We start from the raw sequence: 20,897 nt of genomic DNA, 5'->3' as shown, positions 1-20,897 counted from the left end.
ACAACAGATACGCGGGAGACATCCTGGCCGGCCACGCGCGCCGGAGGAAGCCGGAGCACCCCACGATGCCTGCCGAGAAGGGCTTGGTCGTCGAGGATCCAGTGACGGGATACTGTGGCGCGATCGTCGGGTTCGAGCGCACCTACGATGGCGATTTCGTTCGCCTCGAGGACGCGGCACGCTGCACGCGGCTGTTCCGGTTGCGCGAGGGCGGGTTCTTGTTCGAGGGGCGCCGCGTCACCCTCACCCGTCCTGTGGCGACTACCCCGGCGGGGCCCCGGCGCACGGCTTCGGGCTCGGTGCGGGTGGAGAACGTGCGGGCCCGGACGGCGCGCGCGAGCCGCATCTGGGTGGAGGGCGTGCACGACGCGGAGCTCGTCCAGAAGGTGTGGGGCCATGACCTGCGCATCGAGGGTGTTGTCGTGGAGCCACTGAGCGGGCTGGACAATCTTGGTGAGCGGCTCGCGGAGTTCGGTCCCGGGCCGGGTCGAAAGGTCGGCGTGCTCGTCGATCACTTGGTGTCGGGATCGAAGGAAGCGCGGCTCACCCAGAACCTTGGGCCACACGTGATGGTCACTGGGCACCCTTTCGTCGATATCTGGCAGGCGGTGCGTCCGCGGGCTGTGGGTATCAAGGAGTGGCCGGTGATTCCCATGGGGCAGGACTGGAAGACCGGCATCTGCGACACGCTTGGCTGGGGCACGCCGCAGGACGGCTGGATCCACGTGCGATCCTCGGTCAGCTCGTTCCGCGATCTCGAGTCCGACCTGATCGGAGCTGTTGAGCGGCTCGTGGACTTCGTCACCGACACCGGGGAGTAGGCCCGGCCTGCCGCTGGCGTGTCGTTGTCGGCGAGTGTGCAATATACGACAGGATTTTCGCCACGGTCGATCGTTCTTCGCACATTCGCGCATTCCCCGCCAACCCGCACGGCTCCAGCGGTTGCTGGATCGGTCGACCACCACTTAGATGGAGAGTGTGACCGCACTTCTCTGGTTCATCGGTGCTGCGCTCCTCGCGCTCGCCGAGCTTGTCGTTGGTGAGTTCTTCCTGCTGATGCTCGCGGGCGGTGCTCTCGCTACTGCTGGCTTCAGCGCTGTGACGGACTTCCCGCTGTGGGTCGATGCGGCGGTGTTCCTGGGCAGCTCGCTGGCCTTGCTCGGCATCGTCCGCCCCCTCCTGGTGCGCAAGCTGCATTCGGAGCCGTCGGTCGAGGGCACAGCGGCCGAGCTCGAGGGCCGCTCGGCGACCGTCACGCAGGAGATCACTGCAACGAGCGGGCAGGTCCGGTTGTCCGGTGACCTCTGGACCGCGCGCCCGCTCGACCCGACGGAGTCCTATCCGCCCGGCACGCAAGTGCACGTCGCCCAGATCACGGGCTCCACCGCCATCGTTTGGAGGCAACTCTGATGGAAGCCACTCTTCTTGCTGTCGTTCTTGTCCTCGTCCTGCTGGCGGTGGTGCTGCTCGCGAAGTCGGTGGCGCTGATCCCGCAGGCCGAGGCCGCCGTCGTCGAGCGGTTCGGCAAGTACACCCGCACCATCTCCGGGCTGACCTTCCTCATTCCGTTCGCCGACAGGATCCGGGCGCGGGTGGACACGCGCGAGCAGGTGGTGTCGTTCCCGCCGCAGTCCGCCATCACCAAGGACAACTTGCGGTTGATGATCGATACGGTCGTGTACTTCCGGGTCACTGATCCCTCGGCGGCGGTGTATGGCATCAACAACTACATCGGTGGTGTCGAGCAGCTCACCACCACCACGCTGCGCAATGTGGTCGGCGGGATGACCCTGGAGGAGACGCTCACCTCGCGTGATGTGATCAACCAGCAGCTCAGTGGCGCTCTCGACGAGAAGACCTCCGGCTGGGGCCTGAAGGTCGGCGGCGTGGAGCTGCGATCGATCGATCCGCCGCCGTCGGTGCAGGAGTCGATGGAGAAGCAGATGAAGGCCGATCGCGAGAAGCGCGCGACCATCCTCACTGCCGAGGGGCATCGCGAATCAGCGATCCGCACCGCCGAGGGCGACAAGCAGGCACGGATCCTCCAGGCGGAGGGCCAGAAGCAGGCCTCGATCCTCGATGCCGAGGGCGAGCGCCAGTCGATGATCCTGCGCGCCCAGGGTGATCGTGCTGCCGCGTACTTGCGGGCACAGGGCGAGGCGAAGGCGATCGAGAAGACCTTCGCGGCGATCAAGAAGGCCCGCCCCACCCCGGAGCTGCTCGCGTTCCGCTACCTGCAGACGCTGCCGGAGATGGCCAAGGGCGATGCCAACAAGGTGTGGGTAGTGCCGAGCGACTACAACGCCACCCTGCAGGCGTTCGCGAAGCAGCTCGGGGCGCCCGGCAAGGATGGGGTGTTCCGCTTCGAGCCGAGCCCCGTGGAGGACAACCTGCCGAACCCCGAGGACGACGCCGAGGGCATCGAGGACTGGTTCGACACCACGACCGATCCGGAGATCACCGCTGCGGTGCGGGCCGCGGAGGCGGAGGCACAGAAGTCCGTTGCCGGGAGCCTGACCGAGCTCAGCGGCGGGATCCCCGGGCTCTCGGTGCCCCCGAAGGAGTAGCCCGGGCACGACTGCTAGTAGGCAGAGCCAGCTGGTCGCATCGAATCAGGATGCCCAGCTGGCTCTGCGCGTGATGCGTCCGCAAATCTGCTAGCCAATGTCACTCGACACGCCGAGACACGATCGCCCCAGCGTGACATTAGCTAGCAGATTTTGAATCGAGCCCAGCCGCCACGCTCCAGCCGCCACGCCCAGCCGGAGCCCTACACCCGTGCCTCGGCGAGGTGCTTCTCCGGATCGGCCTTGGCGGTGAGCTTGCGGTAGGTGAAGGTGTACCCGGGCCAGAGGGTGGAGTTGCGGCCCTTGGCATCGATGTACCAGCTGTTGCAGCCGCCCTCGAGCCACACGGTGCCCTGCGACTTCTTCTGCACGAGGTCGATCCATTCGTCCTGCGCCTCGGGCAGTGGCTCGAGCGTGGCGAGGTTCTTCTCCCGGAGCTGCTTGATGGCGTCGAGGATGTAGCGCAGCTGTGCCTCGATGATGAACACGATGGAGCTGTGGCCGAGCCCGGTGTTGGGGCCGACCATGTGGAAGTAGTTGGGGAACCCGTTGACGGTGATACCGAGGTAGGCCTCGGGGCTGCCGTGCCAGGCGTCCTCGAGGGTCTGCCCGTCGCGGCCGCGGACGTGCTGGGCGATGGCGGTGTCGGAGACGTGGAACCCGGTGCCCCAGATGATGCAGTCCACGGGATGCTCGGTGCCGTCGCCGGCGATGACGGAGTCCTCGGTGATGCGCATGATGCCGCTGGTGTTGACGTCGCTGTTATCAGCGTCGATGGCCTTGTAGTAGGTGTTGGACATCAGGACGCGCTTGCAGCCGAGCTGGAAGTCCGGGGTGAGCTTCTCGCGGAGCTGCTTGTCGCGGACCTGGCGGCGGATGTTCCACCGGCCGAGCGCTTCGGCGATGCGCAGCGCGGGCCGGATCTGGGTGAAGCCGATGACGTAGCTCTCGCGGTACCAGTAGGTGGTGTAGCGGGCGAGCCGCTGGAACGCTGGCACGCGCTTGAACAGGGACTTCTCGAGGGAGGAGAAGGTGCGGTCGCGGCGGGGGAGGATCCACGGCGCGGTGCGCTGGAAAAGCACCATGCTCTCGACGTCGGGCTGGATCTCGGGCACGAACTGGATGGCGGAGGCGCCGGTGCCGATGACGGCGACGCGCTTGCCGCGCAGGTCGTAGTCGTGGTTCCACTGCGCGGAGTGGAACATCTCCCCGGCGAAGTCGTCGGTGCCGGGTATCTCGGGGATGGCGACCTCGGAGAGGGGGCCGGTGGCATTGATGAACACATCGGCGGTCATCGCGCCCGCGCTGGTGCTGAATCGCCAGCGCTTCGTCGTGTCATCCCAGGCTGCGTCCTCGAGTGCCGTGCCGAGCCGGACCTTGTCCATGACGCCGAACTGCCGGGCGACGCGCTGGAGGTAGGCGTAGATCTCCGGCTGGGGCGAGAAGCTGCTGCTCCAATCGGGGTTCTGCGCGAACGAGTAGGAGTACAGCACCGAGGGGACGTCGCACGCGCAGCCGGGGTAGGAGTTGGCCTGCCAGGTGCCGCCGACGTCGCTGGCCTTCTCGAGCACGATGATGTCGGTAATGCCTTCCTGCATCAGCTTGATGGCGGCGCCGAGCCCGGAGAAGCCGCCTCCGGCGATGAGGACGGTCGCGTGCGGTGGCAGCGGTGCGCCGCCGGGGCTGGTTGTGCTCACGATGTGTGCCTTTCCCTGCGCGTGGGTGCCTCGTTCCAGTGTCGGTGATAAGGCGGTGGCACGTGCATGGATTGGCGAGCGAAGTGCCCGGAGGAATGCTTGCGCCCGGGGTCGTTGGGCAACCGATCAGCTGCCGATGGCCTCGGAAGGGATCGATCTCAGGAAGCCGCGGCCGCCTCGGGCAGCGGCGGGGCCGTGCGCGCGTCGATGAGCAGGCCGAGGACCCCGAGGCCGATGAGGCAGAGCGAGACAAGCAGCAGGATGGGGTTGGTGGATCCGGTCATCGCGTCTGCGAGGAGGATGACTCCGGTGGTGCCCGGGACCATGCCGATGATCGTGGCGAGGGCGAACGGGGTCATCCGGATCGAGGAGAGGCCGCACGCGTAGTTGACGACGGAGAACGGCAGCGGAGCGATCAGGCGCAGCGATGCCACGGCGAGCCAGCCGCGGCGGGCGAGGCGCTCGTTGACCTCGTGGAACTCGCGCAGCGAGATGCGTTGCTGGATGTAGTCGCGGGCGATGGAGCGCACGGCGAGCAGTGAGATGACCGCAGCGATCGTGCCGACCGCGATCGACAGCACGATGCCGTTCACCACGCCGAACAGCACGCCGCCGGTGACGGTGAAGATGGTGCGGGGGATGGGGAACAGGATCGCGACGAGGTTCACGACAGCGAACAGCGCGAGGAACCAGGGGCCGAGGTCGTCGGCCCATTCGCGCATCTCGGCGACGGACGGCGTGGGCGCGATCATGTAGGCGGCCACTGCGGTGATCAGCAGGACGGCGGCGAGCGCGGCGCGCACCCTGGGGATGCGGGCTGGCGGGGCAGCAGCATCGCCCGGGGTGCTGTCGCTCCCCGGGGGCGTGGTCACGCTACTGCTCTCCATGACAGTCAACCTTACGTGGCGGATAGTTAACAGCGGTATCGTGAGCAGCGATTTTGCGCCGGATCGTCGGAAATGTCACATCACGGTCATGGGGAGTAACACGATGCGGGAGACACGTCGAGAGGCGGGCTGCGATGCGGAACCCACCGCGCACTAGACTCTCAACAATGACGGTCGACGATGCAGCGAAGGCGGGCCCGGATCTCGCGTCCTGGCGGCGCGGGGTCGCGGCAGTGCTCGCCAAGGCACAGCGCAAGGACGCCGCGGACTTCGGCGCCACTCCGGACGATCACCTCGTCACTGCGACGCTGGACGGCTTCGGGATCCGGCCGCTCTACACCAGCGCTGACGAGTTCCCCGAGCCGCCGCTGCCGGGCAGCCACCCATTCGTGCGGGGCGTCGATCCGCATCGCGATACCAACCGCGGCTGGCACATCACCTGCCGGTTCGACGGTTCCAGCTCCTCCGTGCATGACGACGTGGTGGGCGCGCTGGAGAACGGCGCCTCCGCGTTGTGGCTGGTCATCGGCAAGGGAGCCATCACGGTCGATTCCCTGGCGCGCGTCCTCGACGGGGTCTATCTCGATCTGGCCCCGGTGATGCTCGACGCCGGGCCAGAGGTGGCCACCGCCGCCAACGCGGTGCTGTCGCTGCTCGATGAGCGTGGCCGCGATGAGCGGTTCGATCGCGCCACGGCACGCATCAGTCTTGGTGCCGCGCCACTGTCCACGGCTTTCGCCCGGAGCGCTGGTGCTGCGCGCGAATCGATCGATATGGCCGCGGCGGTACCGCTGGCGCAGGCCGCGCTCGCGCGGAGCGAGCAGATTCGTGCTTTTCTCATCGATGCGACCGTGTTTCACGACGCTGGGGCATCGGGCACGCAGGAGGTCGGCGCCGCGTGCGCGACGGGCATCGCGTACGTGCAGGCGATGATGGCAGCGGGCATGCCGGCCGCCGATGCGCTGTCGCAGGTCGAGTTCCGTTTCTCGGTCACCGATGACCAGTTCGAGTCCATCGCGAAGCTGCGCGCGGCACGGCAGGCCTGGGCCCGCATCGCCGAGGTCCTCGGCGCGCCCGAGGCGGGTGGCGCCCCCCAGCATGCCGTGACGTCCGCAGCGATGATGACGCAGCGGGATCCCTGGGTGAACATGCTCCGCGGCACCGTGGCGGCATTCGGCGCGGGCGTGGGCGGCGCTGACTTCGTGACCGTCCAGCCCTTCGATGCCGCTCTGCCGCCCGGCGCGATGGGCGTCTCCCAAGCGTTCTCCCAGCGCATCGCACGCAACACGCAGTTGCTCCTGCTCGAGGAATCCAACCTTGGCCGGGTCCTCGATCCCGCCGCCGGATCCTGGTTCGTCGAGAGCCTCACCGCCACGATCGCGGCTTCCGCATGGGAGTTCCTCCAGGAGATCGAGCGACGCGGCGGCCTCGAGCCGACCATCGCTGACGGCTGGCTCGGCGAGCAGATCGCCTCCACGCGTGCTGCGCGCGACAAGGCCGTCGCGGAGCGGCGCTGGAGCATCACCGGCGTCAACGAGTTCCCCGATCTCGGGGAGAAGCCCACCAACGACAGCTCGGGCACGCCACTGGTCGGCGACCAGGTGCAACGCTACGCCGCTCCGTTCGAGACGCTTCGCGACCGCTCCGATTCCTACCTCGCCAGCACCGGCTCGCGGCCGCGCGTGCTTCTCGCGCCAGTGGGGCCGCTCGCGGAGCACAACGTGCGCACGACATTCGTGATGAACTTCCTCGCGGCCGGCGGCATCGAGGGCATCAATCCGGGGCCGATCAGCCTTGACGAGCTCGCGGGCGCGGCGAAGGACTCCGGCACCACCATCGCGGTGGTGTGCGGCACCGACGCCCGCTACGCCACGGAGGCGGCCGGGGCGATCGAGGCCCTGCGCGGCAGCGGCATCGATACGGTGCTCGTGGCGGGCTCGGCCCGTTCCCTGCCTGATGACACCCTGCCCGATGATGCCCGGCCCGATGGGTTCGTCTCCGCCCGCATGGACGCGGCCCGCGCGCTCGCGGACCTGCTCGACCGACTGGGGGTCCAGTGACCAGCACACCAACCACGCCAGGCGCTCCCGAGGGATTCCCGTCGTTCCAGGACATCCCGCTGAGCGACCCGTCCGCGACGACCGCCGCGCCCACCGCCGAGCAGGCGCGCGAGCAGGAGGCCGCGGCGGCGCGGGCGAACAACTACACCGCCGAGGACGTCCTCTGGCACACGCCCGAGGGGATCTCGGTGCCGCCGCTGTTCACCCGGGAGGACCGTGACGGGGCCGTCGCTGACGGGTACCCGCTCGACAGCGTGCCCGGGTCCGCCCCCTACATCCGCGGCCCCTACCCGACGATGTATGTCAACCAGCCGTGGACGGTCCGCCAGTACGCGGGCTTCTCCACCGCTGCGGAGTCCAACGCCTTCTACCGCCGAAACCTCGCCGCCGGGCAGAAGGGCCTTTCGGTGGCGTTCGACCTCGCCACCCACCGCGGCTATGACTCTGACCATCCCCGCGTGCAGGGCGATGTCGGCATGGCCGGTGTGGCGATCGACTCGATCCTTGATATGCGCCAGCTGTTCGATGGCATCGATCTCGGCAGCGTGTCGGTATCGATGACGATGAACGGGGCGGTGCTGCCGATCCTCGCGCTGTATGTGGTGGCGGCCGAGGAGCAGGGCGTGCCGCCGGAGAAGCTTGCCGGGACCATCCAGAACGACATCCTCAAGGAGTTCATGGTCCGCAATACCTACATCTATCCGCCGCAGCCGTCGATGCGGATCATCTCCGACATCTTCGCCTTCACCAGCCAGCGGATGCCACGGTTCAACTCGATCTCCATCTCCGGCTATCACATCCAGGAGGCCGGGGCGACCGCGGACCTCGAGCTCGCCTACACGCTCGCCGATGGTGTGGAGTACATCAAGGCAGGCATGGCCGCCGGTCTCGATGTGGATGCGTTCGCGCCGCGCCTGTCGTTCTTCTGGGGCATCGGCATGAACTTCTTCATGGAGGTCGCCAAGCTGCGTGCCGGTCGGCTGCTGTGGAGCGAGCTCGTCGCCGGGTTCGATGCGAAGAACGCCAAGTCACTGTCGCTGCGAACCCACTCGCAGACCTCCGGCTGGTCGCTGACCGCCCAGGACGTGTTCAACAACGTGGCCCGCACCTGCATCGAGGCGATGGCCGCGACCCAGGGCCACACCCAGTCGCTGCACACCAATGCTCTCGACGAGGCACTGGCCCTGCCGACGGACTTCTCCGCCCGCATCGCCCGCAACACCCAGCTGCTGCTGCAGCAGGAATCCGGCACCACCCGGCCGATCGATCCGTGGGGCGGCTCCTACTACGTCGAGTGGCTCACCCACGAGCTCGCCAAGAAGGCACGAGCCCACATCGCCGAGGTCGCCGAGCACGGCGGCATGGCGCAGGCGATCAGCGAGGGCATTCCCAAGCTGCGCATCGAGGAGGCCGCGGCCCGCACCCAGGCGCGCATCGACTCCGGCCGCCAGCCAGTGATCGGGGTCAACAAGTACCAGGTGCCGGAGGACCATCCCATCGAGGTCCTCAAGGTGGAGAACTCGCGGGTGCGCCGCGAGCAGCTCGAGAAGCTCGAGAAGCTCCGCGCTGATCGCGACCCCGCCGCGGTGCAGGCTGCCCTCGACAAGCTGGCCTTCGCCGCTGGGCATCCCAGCGAGGGCGAGGGCCTCGAGATGAACCTGCTCGCGCTCGCCATCGAAGCGGCCCGCGCGAAGGCCACCGTCGGTGAGATCTCCGATGCGCTCGAGAAGGCTTTCGGCCGCCACCAGGCCGAGATCCGCACCCTCAGTGGCGTGTACAAGGACGAGGCAGGCAACGTGAGCAATGTGGCCCGGGCGATGGAGGTCGTGCAGCAGTTCGCCGAGGAGGAGGGACGCCGTCCCCGCGTGCTGGTCGCGAAGATGGGCCAGGACGGCCACGATCGCGGCCAGAAGGTTATCGCCACCGCGTTCGCCGACCTCGGCTTCGATGTCGATGTGGGCCCGCTGTTCCAGACCCCCGAGGAGGTCGCCCAGCAGGCCGCCGACAACGACGTGCATGTCGTTGGCGTGTCCTCGCTCGCGGCAGGGCACCTCACGCTCGTGCCCGCGCTGCGCGACGCCCTCGCCTCGGTCGGTCGGCCCGACATCATGATCGTCGTGGGCGGAGTGATCCCGCCCGGCGATTTCGACGAGCTCCACGAGGCTGGTGCCGCCGCGATCTTCCCGCCCGGCACGGTCATCGCCGATGCCGCGGTGGATCTGCTCGGCAAGCTCGCCAGCCAGCTCGGCCACGGGACGAGCGAGCCCGCCTGAGCATGGATGCCGACGCACTCGCCGAAGCCATCCGCGAAGGCCGGCGCGCCGACCTCGCCCGCGCCATCACCCTCGTCGAATCCACCCGCCGCGATCATCGCGACCGGGCCCAGCAGCTCCTGCTGAAGCTGCTACCAGGCTCGGGCAGTGCTTACCGCGTCGGCATCACCGGCGTGCCCGGCGTGGGCAAGTCCACGTTCATCGACGCCCTCGGCATGCACCTCATCGGCAAGGGGCACCGCGTGGCGGTCCTCGCGGTGGATCCCTCCTCCACCCGCACGGGCGGCTCCATCCTCGGCGACAAGACCCGCATGGCCCGCCTCTCCGTCGAGCCGGACGCCTACATCCGTCCTTCGCCCACGGCGGGGACCCTCGGTGGCGTCGCCAAGGCCACCCGCGAGACCATGGTGCTCGTCGAGGCCGCTGGCTATGACGTCATCCTCGTCGAGACCGTCGGTGTCGGGCAGTCCGAGGTCACCGTCGCCAACATGGTCGACTGCTTCACCTTCCTCACCCTCGCCCGCACCGGGGATCAGCTCCAGGGCATCAAGAAGGGCGTCCTCGAGCTCGCGGACCTCGTCGCCGTCAACAAGGCGGATGGCCCGCACGAGCGGGATGCGCGGAAGGCCGCGCGCGAGCTGGCCGGTGCGATGCGCCTGATCCACCCGCGCGGCTCGCTCTGGCAGCCACCAGTACTGACGATGAGCGCGCTCGAGGACTCCGGCATCGACACCTTCTGGGAGACCGTGCAGCGCCACCGCCGCACCCTCACCGACGCCGGGGTGTTCGACGAGAGGCGCAGCCAGCAACAGGTCGACTGGACCTGGACGATGGTGCACGATCAGCTCCTCCAGCGTCTCGCCGAGAACCCGGACGTCAAGAGCATTCGTGGCGAGGTGGAATCCGCCGTGCGCGGGGGCGAGCTGACCGCGGCGCTCGGGGCGCAGCGCATCCTCGATGCCTTCGACGGCACGGCCTGAATAGCCTCAGAGCTCGTCGAGGTCGATCATGCCGTCCTGCAGCACGCGGGCGAGCAGCGCAGCCTTCGTGCTGGCTGGGCGGCCGACGGCCGCGTACTTGGAACGCACCCGGGCGAGATACGTATTGATCGTGCCGATCGCGACGTTGAGCTCATTGCACACCTCGTCCTTGGTGTCGGCCTTGATCCAGGCGAGGAGGACCTCCTGCTCGCGGCTGGACAAGCTTGGCCGGGGGCGCTCGCCGTTGGCCACGCCTTCGTTGTCGCAGGGCTCGTTGTTGTCCTGGGGCTCGTTGTTGTGAGGCTGGGCCGGGGGGAAGGTGGTGAGGCTCATCATCGCGAGGCCTTTCCGGGAAGGGTGATCTGCGGTATCTGCCCCCAACTATCGAACACGGGCGAATCGGACTTCAAGCGTGTACGAAATGCCCATACGAAGTCAATACAGCCACTCATGACATCGATGCAGATGACAGCGTCATCGCTGATGAGCGGAGGTGGCCGGGCATGCTCGCGGATGACCGAGCCCGGACTATTCGCCCATCTCGGATGAAGCGGGCGCCAGTGCCGCAGCGAGCTCCGCGCACGTGCGTGGGGACCACGGCCAGCCGAGCTCCCCGGCGAGCATCGAGAGCTGAGGGGCCCGGCCATAGATCTCGGCGAGCATTCCACCCGCGACCATCGCCGACACGGGCCGATCCGCGACGACCTGGCCCTGATGGAGCAGCACCAGCCGATCACACTGCTCGACCGCGAAATCCACATCATGGGTGATGAGCACGACGGTGCGCCGCTGCTCGCGAAGCACGCCCAGCACCATCCCGAGGCGGGCAAGGTCGGCAGCGTCGAGCCCCACGGTCGGCTCATCGAGCACCACCACGGGCGGGCGCATCGCCAGGACGCACGCGAGCGCCAGCATCAGTCGACCGGCCCGCCCGAGATCGTGCGGATGCGCGCGCTCCTGCCCCGCCAGCCCCACCACCTCCAGCGCCTCCGCGACCCGATCGCTCGCATCGTGGAAACCGCACGAGCGCGGTCCGAACGACACCTCGTCGAGAACCGTGTGCGCGAACAACTGGGCATCGGGATCCTGCAGGACGATCCCCACGCGCTGGGCCAGCCGGTGCACGGGGGCGTCACGGGTATCGAGGCCGCCCACCCGCACTGTTCCGGAAGCAGGCAGGATGGCGCCATTGAGCAGCGCGGCGAGAGTTGACTTGCCAGCGCCGTTGCGGCCCACGATGGCGACCCGGTTGCTGGCGGGGATCACCAGCGACACCCGGTCAAGCGCGGGCGCCGAGCCGCCGCGATCAACGATCACTCTCTCCAGCTCGATCGACACCTCGCTCTTGCGGTCGAGGGCGTGCTCGCCGTCTACGCGTTGCGGATGATCCGGCTCCTGGCTGCGCAACCGGTAAGGCGCGAAGGCAGCCGTGGCATCCTGCAGCGTGACGGGAAGCGGCCGGTCGGGCAGGCCCGCGAGCCCGGCCGCGACGGAGTAGCGGGTCGGTCGCGCGCCGGTCGAGGAGAGTTCCGGGGAGCCGAGTATCTCGCGCGGCTCGCCGGTCTCGGCTATGCGGCCCTCGCCGAGCACCGCGATGGTGCTGGCATGCTCCGAGAGCAGCACCGGATCATTCTCGACCAGCAGCATCGTCGTCCCGGCCTGCCGGGCCTGGTGCAGCAGCCGGGAGACACGATCGCGGCCGTGCGGGTCGAGCATCGTGGTCGGTTCGTCGAGCACGAGCACCTCTGGGCGGGCCACGAGGATCGCGGCGATGGCCACGCACTGCTGCTCGCCGCCGGAGAGGGCGCGCGGATGCCGGGGGAGCAGGTGCTCGATCTGCAGCTGCTCGGCGATGGTGGCGACACGCTCGCGCATCGTGCGGCGGGCGATGCCGCGCTGCTCGAGGCCGAAGGCGATCTCATCCTCGACGGTATCGGTGATGCCGGTCAGCTGGGTCATGGCATTGTCGCCCACGAACCCGACGAGCGAGGCGCGCTCGTGCAACGGCACGGCATGGATGTCGTGCCCCGCGATAGTGATGGTGCCCCTGAGCTGGCCGTGCCCGTGCCAGCCCGCGACTAGCCGCGCCAGGGTCGTCTTGCCGCTGCCGTTGGCGCCGATGATCCCGGTGCAGCTGCCCTTGTCCACGCTCAGCGCGAGATCGTCGAGGGTGGGCCCATCCGCGTGGGAGTACTCATAGGACAGTCCCGTCGCACGAATCATCCCGGTCATCCCGCCACCAGCACGATCGCCAGGGTTACGGTCAGGAGTACCAGCACCACGCACGCGAGCCGTTCCCACTGGGGAAACTCGAGGGACCGATAGGTCGTTGGCCGGCGCGCCGCCCCGAAGCCACGCTGCTCGAGCATGAATGCCTTCTCGCCCGAATCCGCGATGATGCGCAGCACCACCGGCAATGCCACTCCGGCGATGATCCGGAGGCGATGCACCGGCCCGCCCCGGGTGCGCAGCCCCCGCGCGCGCTGGGCATCGAGCACGGTGGTGGCATGGGCGCGCAGCTCGGGAACCAGGGTAATGCTCGACATGACGATGTAGCTGACGCGCGGGCTCATCCCGACACTGGTCAGCGCGGGCATCATCCGGGCGGGCGTCACGGCCGCGCCGAGCACGAGGAAGAGGGCAAGGCTGGTGCCGATGCGCAGGCTCAGCAGCGCCGCGAACTCCAGGCCCTCGGTGGTCACCCGGGCGGGCCCGAGACTGGCCAGCTCGGTGACGCCTTCCGGATAGAACATGCCTTGCAGGAGGAAAGCGAGCACCGCGAATGGCGCGGCGAGCGCCAACCAGGTGCCCGCCCGGCCGCAGCGCGCGAGGAGCACGACCAGCACGATCATGCCAGGCAGCAGCCACCACCAGATGGGGGTGACGAATACCAGCACGAGCAGGCACAGGAAGCCGACGAGCAGCAGGACGGGGTGGCGGCGCCGCGCCCAGGCCAGATCCTCCGCGTCGCGCGGATCGTCGCTCGGGCCTGGCTCATCCACGGACGGTATCCGGGGAACGTGCCGGCTGTCTTGTCGGCGGGGGGCCGAACTGGGCGAGGATTCGCTGCGGCAGGGCGGCGAGGATCAGCGCCGCGACAGTGAAGATGATGGCCTTGTCCAGCGGATCGAACATCAGGCCCTGCAGGGTCGTTGCCTGGAGCAGGCTCGATCCCATCGCGCGCAGCGCGGCGACCGCGGCGGTGGCCCCGCCCCCGGTCGTGCCGCCGAACGCGAAAGCGGCGATCGGTGCGGCCACGAGCGCGGTGACCACGCCCGTCAGCGCGCCCGCGATGGGGGCGGTCCACACGCGGCGGAACAGGCCAGCCCGCGCCATGTAGCCCGCGATGGCACCGGTCAGCGCGGCGACCGAGGCGAAGGCCGTCGCGACCGGGGCTAGGGTCACGCCCCACACGACGTTTCCGAGCACTCCGGCGGCGATGCCGGCGGCTGGACCGGCGAGCGCGCCGACCAGGACGGTGCCCAGCGAGTCCAGGTAGAGGTTGATGCCCAGCTGGGAGGTGATCTGGCCCATGACGATGTTCAGCGCGATGGCGCTCGGGATCAGCGCGACCGTCGTCAGCGGCAACCGGTGGATCACCCCCGCGAGGAGCAGCAGCGCGCCGGCGATATTGCCGACCAGCGCGATCACGCTCGCCGTGCCGGTGCCATCGGGCAGGCCCTCGGGCCGCAGCAGCACCAGGTATGCGTAGGTAGCGATGATGATGCCAGCGCCGAGGATGATGCTCGCGCGGTGACGGGGAAAGGTCTGGTTCGGGGCGGCCACGTCCACTCCTGCTCGGCTCGACGACAATGAGGTCTTGCGCAGGCCGCCGCTGCCCCGACGGCGTGGAGAATGATAGCAGCACGGCGGCGGAACCGGACACCCGCAGCGAGCACACGGCCCTAGCGGCGCCGCTGGCGGTAGCGCAGGGTCATCAGGGTCGTGGCGAAGACGATAAGCCCAGCGACGATGGCGGGGACCGGGCCCAGGTTCTCGAGCACCCACGAGGCGGCCTGCCGGGTGCCGCTGCCCGGATCGGCGAGCGCGAACACGACGAACACCGCCGCGACCACCGTCAGTCCCACGATCATGATCGTGCCCGAGCGCTGCCCCATGCCGGTGCGTTGCTGCATGATCCGTCCCGCCTTGATGATGCGCGAGACGCGCAGGATGCGCAGCGCGCCGAGCCACACGATGGCGCGCACGATCTGCAGCGGCCCGATCGCCAGCACCACGGCAGGGATCATCGCCGCGGTGAGGAGCAGCGTCCACTTGTGGCGGAGCGCCCAGCGCCAGGCATCGCCGCTGACCATCATCAGTACCAGCGACTCGCCCACGATCACCAGCGCGGTGAGCCAGTTGACGATATGGCCCAGCGTGGCCAGCGGGCCGTCGATGAGGGTGAGGAACACCGCGGGCACCGAGACGAGCGCGGCGACCAGCACGGGCAGGGCGAGGGATCGCTCCCATCGCTCGACGCGGTCGGGGTCGCGCTCGGGCCGGGGGCCGTCCTGCTCAGCGCTGCCCATCGGCCGTCAACGATGCCGCGAATCTGCCCACGCGCTGCACGAGGTGCGCGAGGAACGCCTCCGGATCGGTATCGGTCGCGATGTCAGCGTTGGGATGCCGTCCCCACATGCCTGCCCAGTCAGCAACGGTCGTGCCGCGGGTGATGGAGCCTGCTAGCTCCACATCCACGGTGGCCGCGCGGGTCTTCGCCCACTGCGGGTTCAGGGCGATCGCCGCTGCGAAGGGATCATGCATGTGCGCGATGAAGCCCTGGTCGTAGGCCCGGTGGAACTCCATGTAGAACCGGATCGCATCAGAGAGGTGCCGGATGATCGGATTGGGGGAGGTGGAGCGCTCGCCCAGCGGATCATCGGGGGCGATGCGCTCGGCGGGCGCTCCCGCTTCCTCGGCGAGCGAGCTGACGTGGTCGGGGCGCAGGATGATGCGCTCGGTCAGATCGAGCGGGCACACGATCGGCAAGGGGTGGGTCTCGGCCGCGCCGAAGGCATCGAACACCTGCTTGGCTGCTTCCGGATCGACCGAGATGTTCCACTCGGTGGTGGGGGTCGTGTTGCCGGGATGGTTGAAGGCGCCCCCCATGATCACCAGCCGGGACAGCATCTCCGGCAAGCGGGGCTCGAGGTCGAGCGCGAGAGCGAGGTTCGTCAGCGGGCCCGTCACGAGGCCGACGAGCGTTCCCTCGTGCTCGCGCGCGAGCTTCACCCACAGCTCGGCGGCGCTGAGCGGGGACAGCTCGCGCCGTGCCGCTGGCAGCTCCGCGTAGCCGATTCCCTGCGGCCCGTGCGTCTCCTCGCTGGTGCGCAGCTCATCGAGGATCGGCGCCTCCGCGCCCAGGGCCACGGGGATGTCCGGCGCGCCGCACAGATCGAGCCAGGCCAGGTTGTTCGCCGCCACCTGGCGCGCGGTCACGTTGCCCCCGGTGGAGGCGATGCCCCGGATCCGGGCCTCGGGCGATGCCAGCAGGTACACCAGCGCGAGCGAATCGTCGATGCCCGTATCGAGGTCGATCATCAACTGCTGGCGCATGATCCAATCCTTCCCGCGTGGCCACTCGCATCCTACGAGACGCCGACCAGCGCCGGGCAGCAGGCCATGCGGGACCAATGGTGGCCGAAGGTCCCGGGCATTGGGGAACACCGGGGCACGCTCCGGTGACCTTAGCCCGTGTCGCGGTGGGCACCGCGCGCGCGACCCTGGAAGGTGACAGGACCACCAGGGCGCGCTGCGTCGCAACACCCGGGGAGATCACGATGCCACACCTCGATATGCCCACGACCATGCCCGCCCCCGGCGTCGTGCAGGATGCCCTCGGGATCGCTCGCCATGCGCCCTCGGTGTGGAACCGGCAGCCCTGGCAGTGGCGCTTCGACACCAAGGGGCTGCACCTGTACTCGGACCCCGAGCGGATGTCCGGGGTCCGGGATCCCCTCGGCAGGCTCACCATCCTCAGCTGCGGCGTCGCGCTCCACCACGGCATGGTCGCGCTGCTCGGCCAGAGCTGGGAGGGAGCCGTGCAACGCTTCCCGCGCGGCATCAGCGACACCCTGGTGGCCACCGTGCGGCTCGTGCCCCGGCACGTGACCAGTCCGCGTGACATGGCGATGTTCCTGGCCATCGAGCAGCGGCGCACCGAGACCAGGCCGCTGGCAGTGCCCGCCCACGACCACGCCGTGTTCGCCGCGCTGCGGGCGACCGCCGAGGACCACGACGTGGGCATCACCATCCTCGACGACCACTCCGCGTACCTCGTCGCGCCCGCCGCGCGACTGCCGGTGCGCACCGAGCGGCTCGGTCACTGGGGCATGGACCCCGACTACTCCGCCATCGCTGTCCTCACCACCCGCCAGGACACCCCGAGGGACTGGCTGCGTGCCGGGGAGGCCCTCTCCGAGGCCTTGCTCGTCGCCACCTCGCACGGTCTCGCGACCTGCCCCGTCGTGGACCTCCCGGACCGGGAAGGCATTGCCCGCGAGGCGGGCCGCTGTGATCGCGGCACGCGTCATGGCGCGGGCGCGCGGGATCATGCGCAGGCAGTGATCCGGATCGGGATCCGCCGCTACCCGGCGCTGCCACGGACCAACCGGCGGGCCGTGCATGACCTTCTCCAATGCCGATGAATCGCCGAACAGCCCTGCTTCTCTTCTCCGGAAGGCACCCCGATGACCACCATTCACACCCCTGACATCGCGACCCTGCGCTCGGCCGTCGACCAGTCCCGGTATGCGCCCTCGGTCCATAACTCCCAGCCGTGGCTGTGGACCACCGATGGGCGCGTGCTGCGGCTGCGCCTCGATGACCTGCGCACTCTTCGGCACGCGGACCCGCAGGGGCGGCAGGCCATCATCAGTTGCGGCGCCGCGCTCCACCATGCGCGCGCCGCGCTGCGCGCCGCCGGCTGGGAGACCCACGTCCATCCGATGCCCGGCGGGGATCCGCGCATCCTCGCCGAGGTCACTGCCACCCCGCTTGATCGTGCAGATCCGCGCGCGGCCCGCATCGTCGCCGCCATCCCGCAGCGCCGCACCGACCGCCGCCCCTACCGGCCGCTCGAGCCGCGAACGCTCGACGATCTCGCGGCGGCGCTGGCTGCCTTGGCGCACGAGGTGGGGGCATCCAGCACCCTGGTCGACCGGGACACGCTGCCACTGATCGCCGAGGCATCCGGAATGGCCGCCGCCCAGCACCGGTACGACGCCGACTACCAGCACGACACGCACTGGTGGATCGGGGCGGGCACCCGTGACGAGGGAGTCCCGGCGACGGCGCTGCCCCGCCCGGGCACGAGCGGCGCCGCGGGCCGTGATTTCCAGACCGAGCGTGGCACGCTCTCCGCGGCCAGCACGACCGACGAGGCCCGAGTCGTCGTTCTCGCGACGGCCGGGGACTCACCGACTGAGTGGTTGATGGCGGGGCAGGCGCTCTCCGCGATGCTGCTCGAGGCCACAGCACGCGGGGTCGCGAGCTGCACGCTCACCCATATGACCGAGGAACCGCGCCCCCGCGAGCTCGTCCATGAAGCGGCGTCCCGGTCGGGCCCCACGCTCGCGCGCCCCCAGTCCGCGATCCGGCTGGGGCTCGCGAGCGGGCCCGCGCTGCCGCCAGTGCCGCGGCGCCGGCTCGAGGACCTCATCGAGGTCGAGTGACCCGCTACCGGGCCGCTACCAGGCTGCGGCGCCGCCGCCGGATCATGACGAAGCCGATCCACGAGACGATCACGCAACCGAGCAGGACCGCGCGGGCGAGACCGAGATATTGATCCGGGTAGATCACCCCGGTGAGGTAGTGGTCGATGAATCCGGCATCGGGCAGTCCCTCCTCGCCCGCGCGGCGCCGCGCCCAGTTCTCGACGTAGGTGAGCGGGCAGTGCCACGCCACTCCGAGCATGTTGAGAACCGTCAGTCCGACCGCCCACGCCACGCACAGCACATGCAGGATGATGGTGCGCGGCCAGCGCCAGGCGAGGAACCCACCGAGCATCGCGTAGGCGAGGAACAGGAAATGCGTGACCATGGTGACGTCGCCGATGATCCGGTACATCATGATTCGCCTCCTGCCTTTCCCTCCATGCTAGGCGGGACCAGCCTCGCGGGCACCCGGCACGGATCGGGAGCGCTCGCTCACCAGGCGGACGGCTTGTAGTCCTTGAGGAAGCAGCCGTACAGGTCCACGCCGTTCTCGCCCTGCACGATCGGGTCATACACCCGCGCCGCGCCGTCGACGAGATCCAGCGGGGCGTGGAAGCCCTCCTCGGCGAGCCGCACCTTGGTGTAGTGGGGGCGCTCATCGGTGATCCAGCCCGTGTCCACGGCGGTCATCAGGATGCCCTCGTCCTTCATGTCCTCCGCGCTGGTGCGGGTGAGCATGTTCAGCGCGGCCTTCGCCATGTTGGTGTGCGGATGGCCCGGGCCCTTGTAGCGGCGCGCGAACTGTCCCTCCATCGCCGAGACGTTCACCACATACTTGCGCCGCGCGGGGGAGGCGGCGAGAGTGGCGCGCAAGCGGGATACCAGGATGAACGGAGCGACCGAGTTGCACAGCTGCACCTCGAGCAGCTCCAGCGGATCCACCTCGTGCACGCGCTGCACCCAGCTGTTGGATCGCGCGAGGTCCGGCAGTAGCCCGCCCGCATCGATCGCGACGCCCTGGCTGATCCGCTCCACCGTCGCCGAGCCCGCGCGCAGCGCCAGCGATGTCACCGACGCGGCATCGAGGCGGGAGGCGTCCATCGCGGCCACATCGAGATCACCGGTCAGCGCGGCCGGGTGCAGCTGGCTGGGCTTGCCGAAGGTGACGACCTCCGCGAGCATTCCCGAGGCCAGGGGAGCTGATTCCGCCTCGGCGAGCGCGCTGTAAGCGCCAGGGGAGCGGCGCACCGTCTGCGCGGCATTGTTGATGAGGATATCGAGGCGCCCATCGGCCTGCATCAGCTCCGCGAGCGACACCACCTGGGCCGGATCACGCAGATCGATCCCGACGATGCGCAATCGGTGCATCCACTCGGCGCTGTCCTCCATCGCGGCGAACCGGCGCACGGCATCCTGCGGGAATCGCGTGGTGATAGTGGTGTGCGCACCATCGCGCAGCAGCCGCAGAGCGATGTACATGCCGATCTTGGCGCGGCCACCCGTGAGCAGCGCCCGCCGCCCCGTGAGATCCGTCCGCGCATCACGCTTGGCATGGCTCGAGGCCGCGCACTGCGGGCACAACTGGTGATAGAACGCATCGATCCGCGTGTAGTCGGTCTTGCAGATGTAGCAGCCCTGAGGCTGCAGCAACGTGCCCGCCGAGGCGCCCTTGGCGGTGGACGTCAGCGGGATGCCCTCGGTCTCATCGTCGATGCGCGTGGGCGAGCCCGTGGCGGTCGATTCGATGATCGCCCGATCATGCGAGTTCTTCTCGGCCCGGGCCTGCACGCGCCGGCGCCGCTTCAACGACTTGAACAACCCACCCACCGCGCGCTGCACAGTGAGCGAATCAGGATGCTCGGGATCAAGCTCACCGGCTTGCTCCAGCACGCGCAAGCACGTCGCCAGCTCGTCGGGATCAATCATGAGGGGTGCGTGCCAGCCATTCTGTGCTCCAGGCGCAGGGCCATCGAACCACCCCGCGCGCGATCGTGCCGTCGTCTCGGACAAGCGCCCCGGACCGTCGCGAAGCAGCCCTAGCGCGGCGTCGATGATACCGCTCCACCAGCGGCATCGTGAATTCCAGGACTAGCATCGAGGGGGCATCATCGCCAGCAACGAATGGAGCCACCATGAGCGACTACGCCGACCGCGTGCGAATCGTCCCGCAGTTCACCAGCGACGACGGTGATCTGATTACCCGGCTCCTCTTCGGGCGCCTCGACGCCCGGCTCTCCCGCTGGACTCCCGAGCAGGTCGAGATGGAGATCTCCGTCAAGGAGCGCGACACTCCCTCGCAACGCGTGGTCCTCGAATGCTGGATCTCCGGCATGCCCAAGATCGTTGCCACCTCCACCGAGCAGCAGATCGAGACGGCCATCGCCGAGGTGCGCGACGAGCTGTGGAGCCAGCTCGACAAGGAGATCTCGAAGCACGAGGACCAGCGGCGGCGCTGACGGGTCGGGCCTAATGCTGACGGGTCGGGCCGATTCAGCGAAAGTGCGCCCGGACCTGCTGTGCCTGCTCCTGCGTGAGCTGCCAGCGTGTGTAGGGCGTGGACTGCCAGCCTTGGTCGCGAAGCCACTGACGAATATTCCGGTCACTGACGCCGAGCTCGATAGCGAGTTCGCGGGGCGTGGTCACGTCGACTGGTTGCTGATGCTGGGACACGCGTAGACCGTAGCGCTGCATGGTATTGGCTTGTCAAGCGCTTCACGCCTGCCCGGCCTACCGAAACGAGAAACACCCTGCATCGTGGAGATGCAGGGTGTTTCG

20 protein-coding genes are annotated in these 20,897 nt (G+C 68.9%); 9 read left to right on the top strand and 11 right to left on the bottom strand.

Features of this window, described 5'->3' with window-relative positions:
• The first annotated feature begins 65 nt into the window (after positions 1-65).
• The 3 genes from FXO18_RS04030 (at position 66) to FXO18_RS04020 (ending at position 2,567) form a co-directional block, all read left to right on the top strand.
• Positions 66-821: a DUF3097 domain-containing protein gene (locus FXO18_RS04030; protein ID WP_407936433.1), complete on the top strand. Its 756-nt coding sequence runs from the start codon at positions 66-68 to the stop codon at positions 819-821.
• A 157-nt stretch (positions 822-978) separates the two neighbouring features.
• Positions 979-1,410, top strand: coding sequence for an NfeD family protein (locus FXO18_RS04025; RefSeq protein WP_149359746.1), 432 nt, complete (start codon positions 979-981; stop codon positions 1,408-1,410).
• A complete protein-coding gene (locus tag FXO18_RS04020; protein ID WP_149359745.1) occupies positions 1,410-2,567 on the top strand; it encodes an SPFH domain-containing protein in 1,158 nt (385 codons plus the stop codon). Before FXO18_RS04025 ends, FXO18_RS04020 begins: the two co-directional genes overlap by 1 nt.
• 203 nt (positions 2,568-2,770) lie before the next feature.
• Here FXO18_RS04020 and FXO18_RS04015 read toward each other — a convergent pair whose 3' ends face one another.
• Together FXO18_RS04015 and FXO18_RS04010 are read right to left on the bottom strand one after the other, a co-directional pair.
• Entirely contained in the window at positions 2,771-4,264 is a 1,494-nt protein-coding gene (locus tag FXO18_RS04015; protein ID WP_223114490.1) for a flavin-containing monooxygenase, read from the bottom strand.
• 158 nt (positions 4,265-4,422) lie between these two features.
• Complete coding sequence (locus tag FXO18_RS04010) at positions 4,423-5,136, bottom strand: TVP38/TMEM64 family protein (RefSeq protein WP_235900427.1); 714 nt, start codon at positions 5,134-5,136, stop codon at positions 4,423-4,425.
• Positions 5,137-5,318: 182 nt separating this feature from the next.
• Here FXO18_RS04010 and FXO18_RS04005 point away from each other — a divergent pair, with 182 nt between their 5' ends.
• From FXO18_RS04005 to meaB, 3 genes are read left to right on the top strand one after another with little or no spacing between them, the layout of a single operon-like run.
• Positions 5,319-7,211 carry a methylmalonyl-CoA mutase family protein gene (locus FXO18_RS04005; RefSeq protein ID WP_149359742.1) on the top strand — a complete coding sequence of 631 codons (1,893 nt, stop codon included), beginning with the start codon at positions 5,319-5,321 and terminating at the stop codon, positions 7,209-7,211.
• Complete coding sequence (gene scpA / locus FXO18_RS04000; protein WP_149359741.1) at positions 7,208-9,484, top strand: methylmalonyl-CoA mutase; 2,277 nt, start codon at positions 7,208-7,210, stop codon at positions 9,482-9,484. The genes FXO18_RS04005 and scpA overlap by 4 nt, the downstream gene beginning before the upstream one ends.
• Positions 9,485-9,486: 2 nt before the next feature.
• Positions 9,487-10,464 carry a methylmalonyl Co-A mutase-associated GTPase MeaB gene (meaB, locus tag FXO18_RS03995; RefSeq protein ID WP_149359740.1) on the top strand — a complete coding sequence of 326 codons (978 nt, stop codon included), beginning with the start codon at positions 9,487-9,489 and terminating at the stop codon, positions 10,462-10,464.
• A gap of 6 nt (positions 10,465-10,470) precedes the next feature.
• On the opposite strand, the gene FXO18_RS03990 is transcribed toward meaB, so the two are convergent.
• The 6 genes from FXO18_RS03990 to FXO18_RS03965 form a co-directional block, all read right to left on the bottom strand.
• Positions 10,471-10,800, bottom strand: coding sequence for a helix-turn-helix transcriptional regulator (locus FXO18_RS03990; RefSeq protein ID WP_235900426.1), 330 nt, complete (start codon positions 10,798-10,800; stop codon positions 10,471-10,473).
• 192 nt (positions 10,801-10,992) lie between these two features.
• Entirely contained in the window at positions 10,993-12,696 is a 1,704-nt protein-coding gene (locus tag FXO18_RS03985) for an ABC transporter ATP-binding protein (RefSeq protein WP_149359739.1), read from the bottom strand.
• Entirely contained in the window at positions 12,693-13,466 is a 774-nt protein-coding gene (locus tag FXO18_RS03980; protein WP_187774165.1) for an energy-coupling factor transporter transmembrane component T, read from the bottom strand. Before FXO18_RS03980 ends, FXO18_RS03985 begins: the two co-directional genes overlap by 4 nt.
• Positions 13,459-14,250, bottom strand: a complete 792-nt coding sequence (locus tag FXO18_RS03975) for a histidine kinase (protein ID WP_187774164.1) — start codon at positions 14,248-14,250, stop codon at positions 13,459-13,461. The genes FXO18_RS03980 and FXO18_RS03975 overlap by 8 nt, the downstream gene beginning before the upstream one ends.
• Before the next feature lie 119 nt (positions 14,251-14,369).
• On the bottom strand, positions 14,370-14,996 hold the full coding sequence (locus tag FXO18_RS03970; RefSeq protein WP_149359737.1) for a hypothetical protein: 627 nt from the start codon (positions 14,994-14,996) through the stop codon (positions 14,370-14,372).
• Positions 14,983-16,023 (bottom strand): nucleoside hydrolase, encoded by a 1,041-nt coding sequence (locus FXO18_RS03965; protein WP_149359736.1) that lies wholly within the window; start codon positions 16,021-16,023, stop codon positions 14,983-14,985. The genes FXO18_RS03970 and FXO18_RS03965 overlap by 14 nt, the downstream gene beginning before the upstream one ends.
• A gap of 224 nt (positions 16,024-16,247) precedes the next feature.
• On the opposite strand from FXO18_RS03965, the gene FXO18_RS03960 reads away from it, so the two are divergent.
• The gene (locus FXO18_RS03960) at positions 16,248-17,114 is read left to right on the top strand and encodes a nitroreductase family protein (protein ID WP_149359735.1); all 867 of its coding nucleotides are present in this window, start codon (positions 16,248-16,250) and stop codon (positions 17,112-17,114) included.
• A 42-nt stretch (positions 17,115-17,156) separates the two neighbouring features.
• Complete coding sequence (locus FXO18_RS03955) at positions 17,157-18,140, top strand: Acg family FMN-binding oxidoreductase (protein WP_149359734.1); 984 nt, start codon at positions 17,157-17,159, stop codon at positions 18,138-18,140.
• A 4-nt stretch (positions 18,141-18,144) separates the two neighbouring features.
• Here the strand turns inward: FXO18_RS03955 and FXO18_RS03950 are convergent, their stop codons facing one another.
• Together FXO18_RS03950 and FXO18_RS03945 are read right to left on the bottom strand one after the other, a co-directional pair.
• The gene (locus tag FXO18_RS03950) at positions 18,145-18,537 is read right to left on the bottom strand and encodes a DUF2784 domain-containing protein (protein ID WP_149359733.1); all 393 of its coding nucleotides are present in this window, start codon (positions 18,535-18,537) and stop codon (positions 18,145-18,147) included.
• A 77-nt stretch (positions 18,538-18,614) separates the two neighbouring features.
• Positions 18,615-20,048: an SDR family NAD(P)-dependent oxidoreductase gene (locus FXO18_RS03945; RefSeq protein WP_149359732.1), complete on the bottom strand. Its 1,434-nt coding sequence runs from the start codon at positions 20,046-20,048 to the stop codon at positions 18,615-18,617.
• A 206-nt stretch (positions 20,049-20,254) separates the two neighbouring features.
• Between FXO18_RS03945 and FXO18_RS03940 the strand changes: the two genes are divergently transcribed.
• Positions 20,255-20,578, top strand: a complete 324-nt coding sequence (locus FXO18_RS03940) for an HPF/RaiA family ribosome-associated protein (RefSeq protein ID WP_149359731.1) — start codon at positions 20,255-20,257, stop codon at positions 20,576-20,578.
• Positions 20,579-20,612: 34 nt separating this feature from the next.
• On the opposite strand, the gene FXO18_RS03935 is transcribed toward FXO18_RS03940, so the two are convergent.
• Entirely contained in the window at positions 20,613-20,792 is a 180-nt protein-coding gene (locus FXO18_RS03935) for a MerR family transcriptional regulator (protein WP_149359730.1), read from the bottom strand.
• Positions 20,793-20,897 lie beyond the last annotated feature (105 nt).

Source organism: Lolliginicoccus suaedae (genome assembly GCF_008312885.1).
Taxonomy (GTDB): Bacteria; Actinomycetota; Actinomycetes; order Mycobacteriales; family Mycobacteriaceae; genus Lolliginicoccus; species Lolliginicoccus suaedae.
The sequence above is the reverse complement of the archived record's forward strand: the minus strand, read 5'-3'. Positions and strand labels throughout refer to the sequence as shown.